The 14,299-nt window shown below is 65.9% G+C and carries 15 protein-coding genes; 11 read left to right on the top strand and 4 right to left on the bottom strand.

Going from position 1 to position 14,299, the window contains the following annotated elements; all coding sequences use genetic code 11:
• Positions 1 to 334 precede the first annotated feature (334 nt).
• The 3 genes from NATPE_RS10410 (at position 335) to NATPE_RS10400 (ending at position 2,324) form a co-directional block, all read left to right on the top strand.
• Complete coding sequence (locus tag NATPE_RS10410) at positions 335 to 760, top strand: DUF3054 domain-containing protein (RefSeq protein WP_006180500.1); 426 nt, start codon at positions 335 to 337, stop codon at positions 758 to 760.
• A 296-nt stretch (positions 761 to 1,056) separates the two neighbouring features.
• A complete protein-coding gene (locus NATPE_RS10405; protein ID WP_006180501.1) occupies positions 1,057 to 1,272 on the top strand; it encodes a hypothetical protein in 216 nt (71 codons plus the stop codon).
• 53 nt (positions 1,273 to 1,325) lie between these two features.
• Positions 1,326 to 2,324 carry an ornithine cyclodeaminase family protein gene (locus NATPE_RS10400; RefSeq protein WP_006180502.1) on the top strand — a complete coding sequence of 333 codons (999 nt, stop codon included), beginning with the start codon at positions 1,326 to 1,328 and terminating at the stop codon, positions 2,322 to 2,324.
• Between the two features lie 66 nt (positions 2,325 to 2,390).
• Here the strand turns inward: NATPE_RS10400 and NATPE_RS10395 are convergent, their stop codons facing one another.
• The 3 genes from NATPE_RS10395 to NATPE_RS10385 form a co-directional block, all read right to left on the bottom strand.
• On the bottom strand, positions 2,391 to 3,914 hold the full coding sequence (locus tag NATPE_RS10395) for a zinc ribbon domain-containing protein (protein ID WP_006180503.1): 1,524 nt from the start codon (positions 3,912 to 3,914) through the stop codon (positions 2,391 to 2,393).
• Positions 3,911 to 5,089 (bottom strand): thiolase domain-containing protein, encoded by a 1,179-nt coding sequence (locus tag NATPE_RS10390; RefSeq protein WP_006180504.1) that lies wholly within the window; start codon positions 5,087 to 5,089, stop codon positions 3,911 to 3,913. The genes NATPE_RS10395 and NATPE_RS10390 overlap by 4 nt, the downstream gene beginning before the upstream one ends.
• A gap of 78 nt (positions 5,090 to 5,167) precedes the next feature.
• Complete coding sequence (locus NATPE_RS10385) at positions 5,168 to 5,539, bottom strand: helix-turn-helix domain-containing protein (protein WP_006180505.1); 372 nt, start codon at positions 5,537 to 5,539, stop codon at positions 5,168 to 5,170.
• 525 nt (positions 5,540 to 6,064) lie between these two features.
• Here NATPE_RS10385 and NATPE_RS10380 point away from each other — a divergent pair.
• Positions 6,065 to 7,063 carry a DHH family phosphoesterase gene (locus tag NATPE_RS10380; RefSeq protein WP_006180506.1) on the top strand — a complete coding sequence of 333 codons (999 nt, stop codon included), beginning with the start codon at positions 6,065 to 6,067 and terminating at the stop codon, positions 7,061 to 7,063.
• A 746-nt stretch (positions 7,064 to 7,809) separates the two neighbouring features.
• On the opposite strand, the gene NATPE_RS10375 is transcribed toward NATPE_RS10380, so the two are convergent.
• Positions 7,810 to 8,280: an Hsp20/alpha crystallin family protein gene (locus tag NATPE_RS10375; protein ID WP_006180507.1), complete on the bottom strand. Its 471-nt coding sequence runs from the start codon at positions 8,278 to 8,280 to the stop codon at positions 7,810 to 7,812.
• A gap of 153 nt (positions 8,281 to 8,433) precedes the next feature.
• Here NATPE_RS10375 and NATPE_RS10370 point away from each other — a divergent pair, with 153 nt between their 5' ends.
• The 7 genes from NATPE_RS10370 to NATPE_RS10345 all read left to right on the top strand — a co-directional run bounded on the left by NATPE_RS10370 (position 8,434) and on the right by NATPE_RS10345 (position 14,241).
• Complete coding sequence (locus NATPE_RS10370) at positions 8,434 to 9,123, top strand: type 1 glutamine amidotransferase domain-containing protein (protein WP_006180508.1); 690 nt, start codon at positions 8,434 to 8,436, stop codon at positions 9,121 to 9,123.
• Positions 9,124 to 9,567: 444 nt separating this feature from the next.
• Positions 9,568 to 9,744 (top strand): hypothetical protein, encoded by a 177-nt coding sequence (locus NATPE_RS22690; protein WP_006180509.1) that lies wholly within the window; start codon positions 9,568 to 9,570, stop codon positions 9,742 to 9,744.
• 117 nt (positions 9,745 to 9,861) lie between these two features.
• Positions 9,862 to 10,071, top strand: a complete 210-nt coding sequence (locus NATPE_RS10365; protein ID WP_006180510.1) for a hypothetical protein — start codon at positions 9,862 to 9,864, stop codon at positions 10,069 to 10,071.
• 90 nt (positions 10,072 to 10,161) lie between these two features.
• Positions 10,162 to 10,614: an RNA-binding protein gene (locus NATPE_RS10360; protein ID WP_006180511.1), complete on the top strand. Its 453-nt coding sequence runs from the start codon at positions 10,162 to 10,164 to the stop codon at positions 10,612 to 10,614.
• Between the two features lie 127 nt (positions 10,615 to 10,741).
• On the top strand, positions 10,742 to 11,371 hold the full coding sequence (locus tag NATPE_RS10355; RefSeq protein ID WP_006180512.1) for a TetR/AcrR family transcriptional regulator: 630 nt from the start codon (positions 10,742 to 10,744) through the stop codon (positions 11,369 to 11,371).
• Entirely contained in the window at positions 11,368 to 12,852 is a 1,485-nt protein-coding gene (locus tag NATPE_RS10350; RefSeq protein WP_006180513.1) for an MATE family efflux transporter, read from the top strand. The genes NATPE_RS10355 and NATPE_RS10350 overlap by 4 nt, the downstream gene beginning before the upstream one ends.
• A 150-nt stretch (positions 12,853 to 13,002) precedes the next feature.
• The gene (locus NATPE_RS10345) at positions 13,003 to 14,241 is read left to right on the top strand and encodes a cation:proton antiporter (protein ID WP_006180514.1); all 1,239 of its coding nucleotides are present in this window, start codon (positions 13,003 to 13,005) and stop codon (positions 14,239 to 14,241) included.
• Positions 14,242 to 14,299: the final 58 nt, after the last annotated feature.

Below are 14,299 nucleotides of genomic sequence, written 5' to 3'. Positions count from 1 at the left end.
GGGTTCGTCCCATATTAGTTCTTCTGCTGACAGTCACGGGTTCGGACGGCTCGGTTCGCCCGGAGGGAGGCCCCGATCGTCGGTCGGGGCCGGTGTGTAGGCTCCGACTACGTGGTGAAACGAGACCGGGCGGACGGCCGACCAGTCCGAACGGAACGGATAACGAAGTAGTCGGCCGGCTATGGATCGGGCGTGCGAGGGTCCCCTCGCACGGAGACGCGCTGTCCGTTGGACGGCACTCGGTGGCCGACGGCCGCCGAGTTCCTCCTCTCCTGTCAGGTATTTCGACGATCGAACCGGGACACCAATGGGCTCGCAGTCGTGAGTATCGCGTATGGACACAGCAGTTCGGACGGAGACGCACGATGGTGCGGCCGACCGCGACCGCCTCGTTGCCGGAATCGTCGACGTCCTCTGTATCGTCGGGATCGTCCTCCTCGGCCGCATCAGTCACAGCGGCAATCCGATCGCCGAACCGATCGCCTCGCTCGAGACGGTGACGCCGTTCGTGGTCGGCTGGCTCGCCGTCGCGGCGCTGGCGGGGGTCTACGCGACCGATCGGGCGGGCGCGAGCCGCGAGTTCCGACTGCCGGCCGTCACGTGGATCGCGGCGGCGAACGTCGGGCTCATGCTCCGTGGCTCGCCGCTGTTCGATGGCGGGACGACGTGGCCGTTTCCGGTCGTCATCACCGCGACCGGGCTGGCCGTGTTGCTCGGTTGGCGACTGGTCTATACCCTCTATCTATCAGCGACGAGGTAAGTAGTCGACGCGCCGGTTCGCGATCGAAATCGGATCGAGAGTATAGTCGTCCGAAATTCGATACGTTATTCGGGACCGCGGTTCTGACGGTCTGTCTCTCGAGAACGTAATCGATCGGATACTGTGTCTGTCCGTCACGTCTCTCGAGCGAGCGGTGATCCGATCCTTCGCCCGACCCGTACCTTCGATATAACTTATGCAGATCCATTTCCGATGATGCAAATCAGAAACCCATCCATCATGAGCTAATTATGGGAAACACTTATATGGCTATTCCTCATACTATAGGATAGATTATGACTGGATATTACGACATTGTTCTCGGCCTCATCCCAGTCGCACTGCTCGGTATCACCGCGGCCCTGACGTTCGTGGGGGTGTCGCTGACCGCGGCAGTGCCGCTCGGGGCAGTCGTCGCGATGGGGATCATTGGCCACGCAATGTTCGTCAATACGCCAGCTGACACCACCGACGAGGCCCGGTCGGCGCGTCCGCCGATCAACGCGGACTGATCCGTTCTTCCGCTTTCGGTTCCTTTTCCCATCTCCGCCGCGTTCGATCGTCTATGACTGAGACGCTGTTTCTGACCAGCGACGCCATCGATGACCTCGCAACGCCGGCCGAATACGTCGACGCCGTTCGCGAAGGGTATCGACAGCGCGGCGAGGGCGCACCGGCCCACCCACGGTCGAAGTTCCTCCGTGCGGATCCCGCCGGGATGTTCACGAGCTACGCCGCCATCCTCCCGGAGACGGGCGCGATGGGTGGCTACATGTACAGCGCAGGGTTCGGTGCCGGCGACGGCTGGTTCATGACGCCGCTTTTCGACGCCGACAGCGGCGCGCCGCTGGCCCTGCTCGACGGCGCGAGCATGAACCCGTTCAAGACCGGCGCGGCCGGCGCCGTCGGTGTCGACGAACTCGCCCGTGACGACGCCGACACCCTCGCGATCATCGGAAGCGGCGCTCAGGCCCGCGGCCAGCTCCATGCGACCGCCACGGTCCGTGACTTCACCGAGGTGCGGGTCTACTCGCCGACCCCCGAGAACCGCGAGGCGTTCGCCGCCGACTTCGACGACACGCTCGCGGCCGACGTCCACGCGGTCGACTCGAGTACGGCCGCTGTCGCCGACGCGGACGTCGTGATCACGGCGACTCAGGCCAGCGAGCCGGTCGTCGACGGCGACGACATCGCGCCCGGGACCCACATCACCGCGATGGGCCAGTACTCGGCGGACGCACGCGAACTGGACACGGACACGATTGCGAACGCGACCTACGTTCCGGACCTCCGCGAGCGGGCGACGTTCGACGCCGGTTCGTTTATCCAGGCTCTCGAGGCGGGCGCGATCACCGAGGACCACGTTCACGCCGAACTGGGCGAGGTCGTCGCCGGGGTCGAACCGGGGCGGACGAACGACGACGAGATCACGGTCTTCGACAGCGGCGGAACGGGCATCGAGACGGTCGCCGCGGCGTATCTCCTCTACGAGCGCGCCAGCGAACGAGGGCTCGGACAGACGATCGAGTTCGCGCCGGCGAGTGAGGCGTTGACGGGGAACTAGGGACTCGAGGGACGCGGGACTGGAGTATAAATAACTGTTTTCGAGCCGACGGGCGACTCGAGCCGGTTACTCCTCGGCCGGTCGCACTTTGAAGCCGTAGCGAGTGACGCCTTCCTGCGTATAGACCCGGCGGATCGTCGTCTCGATGCGATCACCGACGCCGAACGCGTCGGGGTCAGCGTCGGTGCCCATCGCCGGGGCACTGACGGTCTCGTCGCCGCTATCGACGGCTTCTTCTCGCGGGCGCTGCCCGCCCGAACGGTCCGCGGAGTTTCGCTCCGCGCCATCGCCGTCTTTTCGCTGCGTCTCCGACGCACCGCTCGTCTCGAGCGCGACGATCGCGGCCGCGTAGTCGCCCGACTGGGCCTGCTGTTCGGCGAACTCCGGCGGTGCGCCGCCCTGGGAGATGGTCGTGACGGCCTCGATGGTCCCCTCGCCCGCGAGTTCGACGGGGTCGTACTCGGCGAGCGCCCCGCAGTCGTCACACGCGCCCTCCGGCGGGAACGACAGCGCATCGCACTCTGAACAGCGGCCGGCCTCGAGTCGGTAGCGCTGGGGGAGCGAGCGCCGCCACGAAGGGACGCTGACGTAGGCGCCGCCGCCCGATGGCGGGCCGGTGGTCACGACGCCGCGCTGGCGCAGGTACTCCGCGTAGGAGAGCGGCTCCGCTCCCTCGAGCGCGGTGACGGTCGGCACGTCGCCGTCGGCCGAGACGACGACCGCGTCGGCCCCCGCGCCGCTGCCGTGGGAGACGCCGATGACGGAGGCGCAGCCGTCCGCGAGCGCGGTGGCGAGCGACAGCGGCACGCTCGCCGCGCCGGTATCGCCCAGCTTATGGACCGTCGCAGCCGCCTGGATTTCGTCGGTGCCGACGCCGGCGGCGCCCGCCGCGCGGTAGGGTAACTTGCCGTCGGGGGCCTGAATCGCGGCCGCGTCGGGCTCGGGGTCGACCTCGAGGCCATCGACCGCCCCGCCGATCGTCTCGGTGAAGGCCTGCCGGTCGTACTGGGTGATTCCCAGTCCCTGCGTCTCCGCATCGCCGGTGTCGCGGAACCGGGTACCGGGATAGGCCGCGGCGTATTCCGCGCGATCGACGATTTCGGCGGGGCCCTCGCGCTCGAGGACGAACGCGGCGCTGCCGGCCCCGGCGGCGTGATCGATCCCGTCGTCGGGGTCGCCCTGCGGTGCGTCGGCGGCGACGACGAGCGCGGTCGTTGCGTCGGCCTCGAGGGCGTCCAACCCGGCCCAGAGCGCACGGGTCCCCGCGCGAGTACTTCCGGAGAAGAGCTGACGGGTCGCCGACTCCGAGAGTGCCAGCATCGCGCCCAGCCGAGCGGTCAGGTCCTCCTCGGCCGCCGGCGGCCGCGAGGAGGCAAACGCCAGCCAGTCGACGTCGTCCGGGTCGGTCTCGGCCGCCTCGAGCGCGCGGGTCGCGGCCTCGTAACCTATGGTCAGGGCGTCCTCGTCGGCCGCGGGGACGGCCTTCTGGGTGACGCCGGCGGCGTGGAACTGCCCCCACGCCTCTTCGAAGGCCTCGCTGCTGATGCGGAACCGCGGTGCGTACGCGCCGATGCCGGTGATCGCGCTCATGCTTTCACCTCCTGTTCCTTCTCGAAGACGTGGACGACGGCGGCACCACCGCTGCCGCCGACGTTGTGGGTCAGTCCGCGGGTCGGGTTCTCGACCTGTCGCTCGCCGGCGTTGCCGGAGAGCTGTTTGTACGCCTCGACGACCTGGCCGGCGCCCGTCGCGCCGATGGGGTGGCCCTTGGACTTGAGGCCGCCGGAGGTGTTCACGGGAAGGTCGCCACCGATCTCGGTCGCCCCGGATTCGATCAGCCGGCCGGCCTCGCCGGTCTCACAGAAGCCAAGATCCTCGTAGGCCAGCAGTTCGGCGATGGCGAAGCAGTCGTGAACCTCCGCGAAGTCGAGGTCGTCGGGGTCGACGCCGGCCATCTCGTAGGCCTGCTCGCCGGCCCGCTGGCTCGCCGGAATGCCGGTGTAGGTGTCACGCTGGAAGAGCCCGACGGTGTCGCTGCCAGCACCGACGCCGGCCACCCGGATCGGATCGTCCGTGTACTCGTCGACGACGTCCTCGCTGACGATCAGCGCACAGGCCGCCCCGTCCGAGGTCGGACAGCAGTGATAGAGGTTCAGCGGGTCCGCGACGACCGGCGCGGACTGGGCGTCCTCGAGCGAACACTCGAAGCCTAACTGGGCGTGGGGGTTTTTCGCGCCGTTGGCGTGGTTCTTGACGGCGACTCGCGAGAGGTGTTCGCGTGTGGTGCCGTACTGCGCCATGTGAACGCTGGCCATCTGGGCGTAGACGCCCGAGAAGGTGGTTCCCGAGAGTCGCTCCCACTCGGTCTCCCCGGAGACGCCGAGCCAGTACTTCGTCGCGTCCGAACTCATGTCGGACATGATCTCGAAGCCGCCAGCGAGAACGACGTCGGCCATCCCCGATTTGACGGCCTGGACGGCCTGTCGCACCGCGAAACCGCTCGCCGCACAGGCGTTTTCGACCCGCGTCGTCGGCACCCCGTCGAGACCGACGTGTTCGGTCACGGCCGGCCCGGAGAGGCCCAGTTGCCGGCCGCCGACGCCGAGATTGCCGATGACGGCCTCGTCGACGTCGTCCGCCTCGAGTCCCTTCGGTACGCTGTCCGTCGCCGCGTCGAACGCCGTGCGGAACAGGGACCGGTAGCTCTCCGAGGGAAAGGCTCCGTAGTCCGACTGCCCCGCGCCGACGAGGTAGGCGTCTCGCATACCGGCCCCTCAGTCGTCCGGTGTGAAATAAGTACACACTTACCTACGGTCTTCAGGACCGATCGTGGCTGGACCCCGCTACCGCTCGGTCGGCTCCCGCGACGCATCGAGGACCGCCCGGATCAGCGTCGACTCGGCCGCGCGGAGCCGCTGGGAGACCGCCGACTTCGAGATCGCCAGCTCATCGGCCAGCGTCTCGAGATCGACTCCTCGTGGCCGGTCGAAATAGCCCCGCTTGCCGGCCAGTTCGAGGGCCTCCCACTGTTTCGGCGTGAGTTCGCGGACGTCGAGCTGGAGCGACTCCGGACGACCCTGCTGGTCGGTGGTCCGGTCGTCGACGGTGCGTGCGTCGACGACGTCGTCGACGCAATCAATCAGCTGTTCGATCGATTCGTCGTCGGTGACCGTTACCGTCACGCGTATTCGATTGCTCTCGGCGTTGTCAGTCATGGGTGGACACCGTCGTCCGCGCCGGAGTGGTGGGTCAGTCGTTCAGTCACGAGTCCGCCGTCGCCCGTCTTACCCTTTGTCATCGTTCTAACCCACTGGGTCTCGATCACAGCGGCCCGCTTACGGGTCGCCGTCGCGGTAGACGCGACTCCAGCCGTCGCCGATGGCGTGCTAGGAGCTGAGGAGGCTGGGGCCGCCGTTGGCGAGTACGAACCGCCGCTGCATGGACGCATCCGGATTCATCGTTGACATCGAACCCTCGACCTGTGAAGGTATTGAATAGGCGTCCAGATTTCTCCCCGCCGAGAACCGTACTGCAGGGGTACAGACCTCTTACTTCCCGCTGAGAACCTTCCCAAATGTGTTCGAATAGCATATGTAAGTGGGTTTGGCAGTGAACCGTCCCAGTGGGCGTCGCCCGACCTCGAGCGGCGTCACTCACGCGGTACCCCCATCCCCGATCGATCGTTCGTCCTCACTGAGAGGCGACGCGGGTTTCAAACGTCTCGTCGCCGTATCTCACGTATGCCTCGCGCGGCCGACCTCGTCTCCGTCCTCGAGGCGACCGAATCGCTGGCGATCGTCTGTCACGACAATCCCGACCCGGACTGTCTCGCCAGCGCGCTCGCCCTCGAGGCGATCGCACGCGACCACGACATCGCGCCCGTGACGATCGCCTACGGCGGTGAGATCTCCCATCAACAGAACCGCGCGTTCGTCAATCTCCTCGACATCAGTCTCCAGACGGTCCAATCGACGACGCTGTCGGAGTACGAGAGCATCGGGTACGTCGATCACAGCAGTCCGGGTGCGAACACGGAGGTGCCGGAACGTGTCACACCGGACATCGTCATCGACCATCATCCCGGCGAGGCAAGCGGGGCCGACTTCGAGGACGTCCGCACCGAGTACGGCGCGACGGCGACGATCTTCGTGGAGTACCTCGAGGAACTCGAGGTCGAACTGACCACCCGGCTCGCCTCGGCGTTGCTCTTTGCGCTCCACCGTGAGCGGCTGGACTTCGTCCGCGAGCCGACGCGCCGCGAGTACGAGGCCGCGCTGGCGGTCTATCCCGACGCGGATCTCGAGACGCTCGAGCAGCTGTACGGCAGCGCCTTCTCCCCAGGGACCCTCGACGCCATCGGGCGGGCCATCGCCAGCCGGGAGCGACGGGGCTCGTCGCTGGTCGCCAGCGCCGGCAAGACCGGCGAGACGGACGCGCTGCCACAGGCTGCGGACTACCTGCTCAACCTCGAGGGAGTCGATACGGTGTTGGTCTACGGGATCGTCGGCGACGCGATCCGGCTGAGCGGCCGGTCGATCGATCCGCGGGTCCACATCGGCGAGGCGCTCGAGGAGGGATTCGACGAACTCGGGGCGGCGGGCGGCCACCACGACATGGCCGGCGGGCGGATCGAACTCGGGCTGTTCGCCGACGAAGACGGCGACGACGACGCGTTACTCGAGTTCGTCGGCGGACGACTCGCTCGCCGGTTCTTCGATGCGTTGAACCTCGACGAGTGACGGTGCGGGTCACAATTTAGCCATTGTCTATCACAACCGGCGTGCTGAATACAGAGCGTGAATTGAACGGTTGGATAGCGAACGTCGAGCGCGGGGTCAATGGAGGCGCGACGAAAATAGTCCAAGAACTGTGAGGCTCCAGAAAAGGAGTCCAAGCCCGTAGAAGAGGAGACGCACCCGGACTGGAATGTCGGAGGATACCCCCGGCCAGGATTCCAGATGTTCGGTCATCATGCTTGCCTCACTACTCTCATCGTACCCGATCCTATCCGCAGCAGCGAATCCAGAAGTACCACCATGTCCAGTAGTGCCACCACCCGCCGCAATACAGAGGATGCCAAGACCAGCCAGCCCTAAGATTACTGCCCCCGAATGGGTGAGACCGTACGCGAGACCGACGGTTACGCCACCTATTATGCCAGTATCCCTCACCAGGGGCTTCAGCAATCGTGTCAAATCCATATCCAGTACGTGCAAACAATCAACTGGCGGTTATCAACTTTTGGTACCCTCTGATTGATTCGCACACGCAGTTACCGCGAGCCTTGTGCCCGAGAACTGCAGTAGAGTTGGACAGGAGGCCGTGAATCAGTGGTTTGACGATAGAGTGCGTTAGTTTTCTCGAGAGCACTCATAGTTCGCCAGTAACAGGTACTATAGTAGCCACTGACAGTCATTGCACACCTGATCGCACGACAGCGTCGCGATCAGTGTGTAAATCGTTTCAGTGGCTACTATAGTCGTCTTCAGTCGATGTCGATCGAGCGCGCTTCCTCGTCCGGCTCGTGCTTGGGGAGCCGCACCGTCAACACGCCGTTGTTGACGCTTGCCTGCACTGCATCGGCGTCGACCGACGCCGGCAGGCGCACCTGCCGGCTGAACGACTTGGTCGTCCGCTCGTGTCGGATGTAGTTCTCAGCCTCGTCGCCGGTCTCCCGTTCGCGTTCGCGCCGGCCCGAAATCGCGAGGGTCCGGTCCCGATCGGTGAGTCGCAACTCGAGGTCGTCGCTCTCGTAACCGGGGACGTCGACGGTGGCGACGAACGCCTCGCCCTCGTCGGCGAGGTCCAGGCTCGTCTCCGCGCCACCCATCGAGAGGTCGAGCTGGCTCCGGTCGTCCACCTGCCGCTCCCACGATCGGGCCGCCGTCTCGACTTGGCGGTTCAGTCGCTCGAGGAGGTCGTCGATACCGTCGAACGGGCGGGGTCGGTCTGCCATGATTTCACCTACCGTAGGTAGGGGGCCGATAGCGAAAAAGGTCACCCTCGGCCAGTGAAACGGTCACGCAGGCTAACCTATCGACGGGGTGACTTGCGGCAGAACCGAGGGGTGGGCTGGTCGTTTTTACGCTCCCCGTCTTAGGGGAGATGCATGACGGACGCACTATTCGTCGTCAGCGAAGAAGGGTACTGGGGAGAGGAATGCGTCGAGCCGCTCGAGACGCTGTCGGACGCGGGCGTCGAGGTCACGGTCGCGACGCCGTCGGGGAGTCCGCCGGTAATCGACGAGCGATCGCTCGATCCCGACGAGGTCGGCGAGGAGACCGCCGAACACGTCCGCGAGGTCCACGAGACCGACGAGCGACTGAACGATCCGATCCCGGTCGCACAGGCCGATGCCGAGGGGTACGACGCCGTCGTCTTCCCCGGCGGGCACGGAACCGCATGGGACATCAACCAGGACAAACACGCACGGCAACTCCTGCGGGACGCCGTCGAGGGCAACGGGAAGGCGCTCGTGGTCTGTCACGCCGTCGGCATTCTCGGGTTCGCCCGCGACAGCCACGGCGCGTTCATCGTCAACGGCCGTGACGTAACCGGCTTCCCCAACGCGTGGGAGGAGGGCATCGTCGACGAACAGGACCGCATGCCCGACGGCCGCAAACTGCCCTACTGGACCGAGGACGAAGTGAAAGCCGCCGGCGGAAACTGGGACGCCGAACTCGACGCCGACACCAGCGTCACCGTCGACGGCGACCTCATCACCGCCCGCGGCCCCGGCTCTTCGAGCGCCGCGGCCGACACGCTGCTCGAGGAACTCGACGTCGAACTCGAGGCCTGAGCGACCCGCGATCGCCGGCCCGTACTGGACGACGAAACCGGCCACAGCGACTCTCGTTCCGTCGTTCTGCTATCTCCCTGAACTGTTTCTACCCGTTCGTGTAGCGCCGTTCATATGCCGGCGATACGAACGCAGAGGACTCACGAAACGGTACGGGGCCGGCGATGAGGCCGTCGTCGCCCTCGAGGGTCTCGAGCGCGAGTCGCGTCGCCGGGACGGTGCTGCTTTCCTTGTCGGAGTGGGTCGTACCGTCGTCTTGCTCGTGTGGTTCGTCGTCCCGATCGCGATCGGCTACCGGCGGTTCGAGCGAGCGGATCCGAACTGATCGCCGGCCGGCGTCGCGGTCGGTCGGGGCTCGGTCGCCGCCTCCCTCGAGCCGGCGGGCGATCGGCGGCGAGAGGGGCAGACCGAGCGAGTTATGGGCGCTGACCCCCGAGGACGCCCGTGGAGCCAGCCCGATCGGAGACGACCGAACGGACCGATTCGCTACGGAGTCGCAGCTTCCGGATCACCGTCGACGACGGCCGCGACTCGTTTTTCGCACTCAGCATCGAGGACGTCTCGAGCGACGACGCGTGGCTCATGTCCGACACCGTCGTCGCCCTCGAGAACAAGCGCTGACCGCCCCTGCGACCGCCGGCTGCCGACAGTGGTCGCGATCGATAGCGAAGGCGGGTCACGCAGGCTGCCCAGTGGCGAATCAGTCCCTTTTTACGCGACCGCGGGGAAATATCGGCTATGAGCTTCGAGGAAGACGATCGCGTCGTGCTGCACGACGAGCACAGTGAGTTCGACGGCGAAACCGGGACCATCACCCAGACGATGGAGTCGATGTTCGGTGACGTCACCTACACCATCAGCTTCGAGGACGGCCAGGAGGCCGGCGTTCCCGAGGACGACCTCGAGGCGGCCGACGACGAAGACGACGAAGACGCAGACGAGGAGTAACGCCGCTCGAGGGCCGGTCCCGCGAGACGACGTCACACCTGCGACCGCCGTGCCGGCCGAACACTACCACACTACCCATTCGAATCGTCGATGCCACAGATCCCGCTTCACTACGTCGATTTACGGACGTTCTGCTACGCCACCGAGGACGAGAAACGCGTCGAGGAAGCGCTGCGAACGTTCCTCCCCGACGGTGACGATGACGACCCCTTCGAGATCGAACGCACCGAAAGCGAGGGCCACTACGGCGACCGTATCCTCGTCCTCTCGGCCCGCGTCGAGAACGCCGACGACGTTCGGCACGTCCTCTCGCGGCTAGCCGACCTCGAGACCTTCGACGACCTGATCGCCGAACTCGACGAGCGGGTCACGGAAAACACCGAACTCTTCCTGCGACTCGACAAACAGGCCGCCTTCGCGGGCGACGTTCGCCTCGGCGACGGCATCACCTTCCGTGGGAAAGTCGAGGCCTACCCCGCCAAGAAGGAGAAAGCCGTCGAAAACGCCGAGGACGTCCTCGAGCGGCTTCGCGAGCAGGGCTGAGTCGCCGTTTCGCTGACGCTGCCGCGTCCCGCTTCGTTTCGTGACGCCGGCTGAACCCGAACGTGATCGTCCGGTTACGAAGCGCTTTTGACTGGCCAGTCAGTAAGTTAGTGTAGGTATATTCTACATGACTGACGAGACGATCGACGATCTCATGGATGCGACGTACCGGGCGCTCTGCAAGCATGGGTATGCGGAGTTGACAATGCAGGACATCGCCGCGGAGTCGGACAAGAGCAAAGGAACGATTCACTACCACTTCGACGGCAAACAGGACCTTCTCGAGTCGTTTCTGGAGTTTTTGCTGGACGACTTCGAAGAACGAACCGAGACGATCCCCGGCGAGACGCCGAGTGAGCGACTACACGAGTTTCTCGACCAGTTGCTGACTCCCAGCGACGAGGAGTCGTCCGAGGAGTTCCGAACGGCGATCCTCGAGATCAAGGCTCAGTCGCCCTACAATGAGGCCTACCGGGAACGACTGCGTGGGTTCGACCGTGCCACCAGGGACCGCATCGCCGGTCTCGTCACTGAGGGGGTCGAGGCCGAGGAGTTCCGCTCGGACATCGATCCCGAGGCGACCGCCGACTTTCTGGTCACCCTGTTTCACGGCGCACAGACGCGGGCGGCCGCGGTGGATCGACCGCCGGAACGGACGCTGGAGTACATCCATGCGTACATCGACGACACGCTGTGTCTCGAGTCGGCCGACCGGAACGGGTCGTCGCCCGAGGTTGACACGGGGGCCGAAGGATGAGCCTGCTGGCTCGACTCGTCGGCTGGATCAAACGGCGGTTGGCCCCAGTCTCCGGGCTGTTCAAGGGTCGCGAGGAGTTCGATCTGACCGAGGGCGGGATCGCGAAGCCGCTGTTCTATCTCTCGCTGCCGATCATCGTGACGAACCTGTTGCAGACCGCCTACAACCTCATCGACACGTTCTGGTTGGGCCAGTACAGCACCGAGGCGCTGGCGGCGATCAGCTTCGCGTTCCCGATGGTCTTTCTGCTCATCTCGGTCGGGATGGGGCTCTCGGTGGCCGGGAGCGTTCTCGTCGCCCAGTACATCGGTGCTGACGAGGAGTCCGAGGCGGAGTACGCCGCTTCCCAGACCGTCGCGCTGTCGCTGCTCGCGGCGTTGCTACTCGGCGTCGTCGGCTACGTCTTCGTCGAGGAACTGCTCGGGTTGCTCGGTGCCTCCGAGGCCGTGTTGCCGCTGGCGACCGATTACATGCAGGTCATCTCGCTCGGGATGCCCTTCATGTTCGGCTTCTTCGTGTTCATCGCCTTGATGCGCGGGTACGGCGACACGATCACGCCGATGCTCGTGATGTTCGGTTCGGTCCTGCTCAACGTGATCCTCGACCCGTTCATGATCTTCGGTTGGGGGCCGTTCCCCGAACTCGGGATCGAGGGTGCGGCGATCGCGACGGTCTTCTCGCGCTCGCTCGCGCTCGTGGTCGGGTTGGCGATCATGTTCAGCGGCGTCCGGGGCGTCCGGATCCGACTGGCCCAGATGCGGCCCGACCTCTCGTTCGCGAAGCGGCTCGTGAGCATCGGCTTCCCCGCTTCGATCGAGGGGATGGGCCGGGCACTGTCGATCAACCTGTTGCTGGTGATCGTCGCGTTCTTCCCGGACACGGTCGTGGCGGCCTACGGGATCGGGACCCGCGTCTTCTCGGTCATTTTCCTGCCGGCGATCGCGGTCGCCCGCGGTGTCGAGACGATGACCGGGCAGAACGTCGGCGCGGGCAAACCCGAGCGGGCGAAAGCCGCGGCGGACTTCGCCGCCCGGACGATGTTCATCGTCCTCGGGGCGATGGGCGTCGTGGCGTGGCTCGCCGCGGAGCCGATCACCGCCGCGTTCACCGACAACCCCGAAGTCATCGAGATCGGGACGACGTTCATTCGATACGTCGCCCCCTCCTTTGGCTTCATCGGCGTGATGCGAGCCTACAACGGCAGCTTCCGAGGGACCGGCAAGACCCTGACCGCGGCCGCGATCGTCATCGTGATCTACGCGCTCGTGCGGCTCCCGATCGCCTACGGCCTCGCGACGGCCTACGACTATCGAGGGATCTGGGTCGCCTTCGCCGTCTCGAACGTCGTCGGTGCGGTGCTGGCCTACGGCTGGTACCGCCGTGGCACGTGGCGGGACGCCGACGTCACTGACGATCCGATGTCTGCTGGTTCGGGCGACGACCTCGAGGTCGGCGAGGCGGACGCGAGTACCGACGACTAGCGATGCAACCCGAGACGTAATCTCGCTCTGGCACGTCGAACGATACCGTGACGAGGTTCGATGGACGAGACCGTGACTGATCCGTTCCGGCGCGTCGCTCGCGGCGAACAGCTTCCCGGCCGTCCGGGCCGTCGAACGGAGGTGTGACCGATGGTCGAAGCCGTCGGTATCGACATCCTGAGTCTCCTGCTCGTCCTCTCGGTCGCGTGGGTGTTCGGCGCGGTCGCCGAGCGCTTTGGCTATCCGACGATGATGGGCGAACTGTTCGCCGGCATCGCCTTCGGCCCCGCGCTGCTCGGGCTCTTGCGCCCCTCCGAACTGCTCACGGTCCTCTCGGAGCTGGGCGTCTTCCTGTTGATGGTCTACGTCGGGATGGAGGTCGACCTGCGGGAACTGTTCGAACTCGGGCCCCAGTCGCTGTTGATCGCCTTCGGGGCATTCGTCATCCCATTCGGACTCGGCTACGCTGCCGGCGTCTGGCTCGGCGTCTCCGTCGGCGCGGCGCTCTTTTTGGGCCTCGCGATGGCCGCCACGTCGCTGGCAACGAAATCGCGTATCCTCGCCGACCTCGAGTTGCTGGATACGCGGATCGCGAACGTGTTGCTCGGCGGGGCGCTGGCCTCCGACGTGGGCGTGTTGATCGCCTTCGCGGGGGTCGACAGCTACGTGACCGCGGGCGCGCTCGAGCCGTCCGAGATCGGCGTCATCCTGCTGCAGGCGGCCGGCTTCTTCGCGGCGACGCTGCTGATCGGCTACCGGTTTCTCCCGTACGCCTGGCGCTCCATCGAGCGCCAGCGCGAACGCTACGGGTTCGTCGACCGGACCACCGCCTTCACCTTCGCGCTGTTGGTCTCCCTACTCTTCGCCCAGCTGGCGACGCTGGCGGACCTTCACATGATCATCGGCGGGTTCATGGCCGGGATGTTCCTCCGGCAGGCCGACGTCGAGCCCGGGCTCTACGACCACATGCACACGGTCATGTACGACCTCGCGATGGGGCTGTTCGCCCCGATCTTCTTCGTCACCGTCGGCTTCCAGATCACCTTCGGCGTCTTCGCCGACTCCCTCGCCGTCCTCGCCGCGCTGGTGGCCATCGCCTTCCTCGGCAAGATCGTCGGCTCATGGCTGTTCTCGCTGCCGACCTCGCTGTCCTCTCGGGAGGGACTGGTCGTCGGCTTCGGCATGAACGGTCGCGGCACCGTCGAGATCATCATCGCCGAAGTCGCCTTTCAGGCCGGCGTCATCGACCAGTCGATGTTCTCGATCCTCGTGTTCATCGCCGTCTTCACGACCGCGCTCGTCCCCGTCACCGTCACCTGGGGCGTGCGGCTGCTCGAGTCCCGCGACGAACTCGTTTACGTCGATTCGGCGACGCCGGCCGAAGACTGACCCTCACGGGCGTTCCCGCGGCGCTCGAGCGGGGCGTTTTTCCCGGCCGCGCGAGCAG

Origin of the sequence: Natrinema pellirubrum DSM 15624 (assembly GCF_000230735.2) — an archaeon.
GTDB classification, from domain to species: Archaea; Halobacteriota; Halobacteria; order Halobacteriales; family Natrialbaceae; genus Natrinema; species Natrinema pellirubrum.
Note: the sequence above shows the minus strand (reverse complement) of the source record. Positions and strands in the feature narration are given on the sequence as shown.

Excerpts from the sequence above, each read along its gene's own strand:
- NATPE_RS10410 (WP_006180500.1), top strand. The coding sequence starts at position 335 with ATGGACACAGCAGTTCGGACGGAGACGCACGATGGTGCGGCCGACCGC.
- NATPE_RS10405 (WP_006180501.1), top strand. The coding sequence starts at position 1,057 with ATGACTGGATATTACGACATTGTTCTCGGCCTCATCCCAGTCGCACTG.
- NATPE_RS10400 (WP_006180502.1), top strand. The coding sequence starts at position 1,326 with ATGACTGAGACGCTGTTTCTGACCAGCGACGCCATCGATGACCTCGCA.
- NATPE_RS10395 (WP_006180503.1), bottom strand. The coding sequence starts at position 3,914 with ATGAGCGCGATCACCGGCATCGGCGCGTACGCACCGCGGTTCCGCATC.
- NATPE_RS10390 (WP_006180504.1), bottom strand. The coding sequence starts at position 5,089 with ATGCGAGACGCCTACCTCGTCGGCGCGGGGCAGTCGGACTACGGAGCC.
- NATPE_RS10385 (WP_006180505.1), bottom strand. The coding sequence starts at position 5,539 with ATGACTGACAACGCCGAGAGCAATCGAATACGCGTGACGGTAACGGTC.
- NATPE_RS10380 (WP_006180506.1), top strand. The coding sequence starts at position 6,065 with ATGCCTCGCGCGGCCGACCTCGTCTCCGTCCTCGAGGCGACCGAATCG.
- NATPE_RS10375 (WP_006180507.1), bottom strand. The coding sequence starts at position 8,280 with ATGGCAGACCGACCCCGCCCGTTCGACGGTATCGACGACCTCCTCGAG.
- NATPE_RS10370 (WP_006180508.1), top strand. The coding sequence starts at position 8,434 with ATGACGGACGCACTATTCGTCGTCAGCGAAGAAGGGTACTGGGGAGAG.
- NATPE_RS10365 (WP_006180510.1), top strand. The coding sequence starts at position 9,862 with ATGAGCTTCGAGGAAGACGATCGCGTCGTGCTGCACGACGAGCACAGT.
- NATPE_RS10360 (WP_006180511.1), top strand. The coding sequence starts at position 10,162 with ATGCCACAGATCCCGCTTCACTACGTCGATTTACGGACGTTCTGCTAC.
- NATPE_RS10355 (WP_006180512.1), top strand. The coding sequence starts at position 10,742 with ATGACTGACGAGACGATCGACGATCTCATGGATGCGACGTACCGGGCG.
- NATPE_RS10350 (WP_006180513.1), top strand. The coding sequence starts at position 11,368 with ATGAGCCTGCTGGCTCGACTCGTCGGCTGGATCAAACGGCGGTTGGCC.
- NATPE_RS10345 (WP_006180514.1), top strand. The coding sequence starts at position 13,003 with ATGGTCGAAGCCGTCGGTATCGACATCCTGAGTCTCCTGCTCGTCCTC.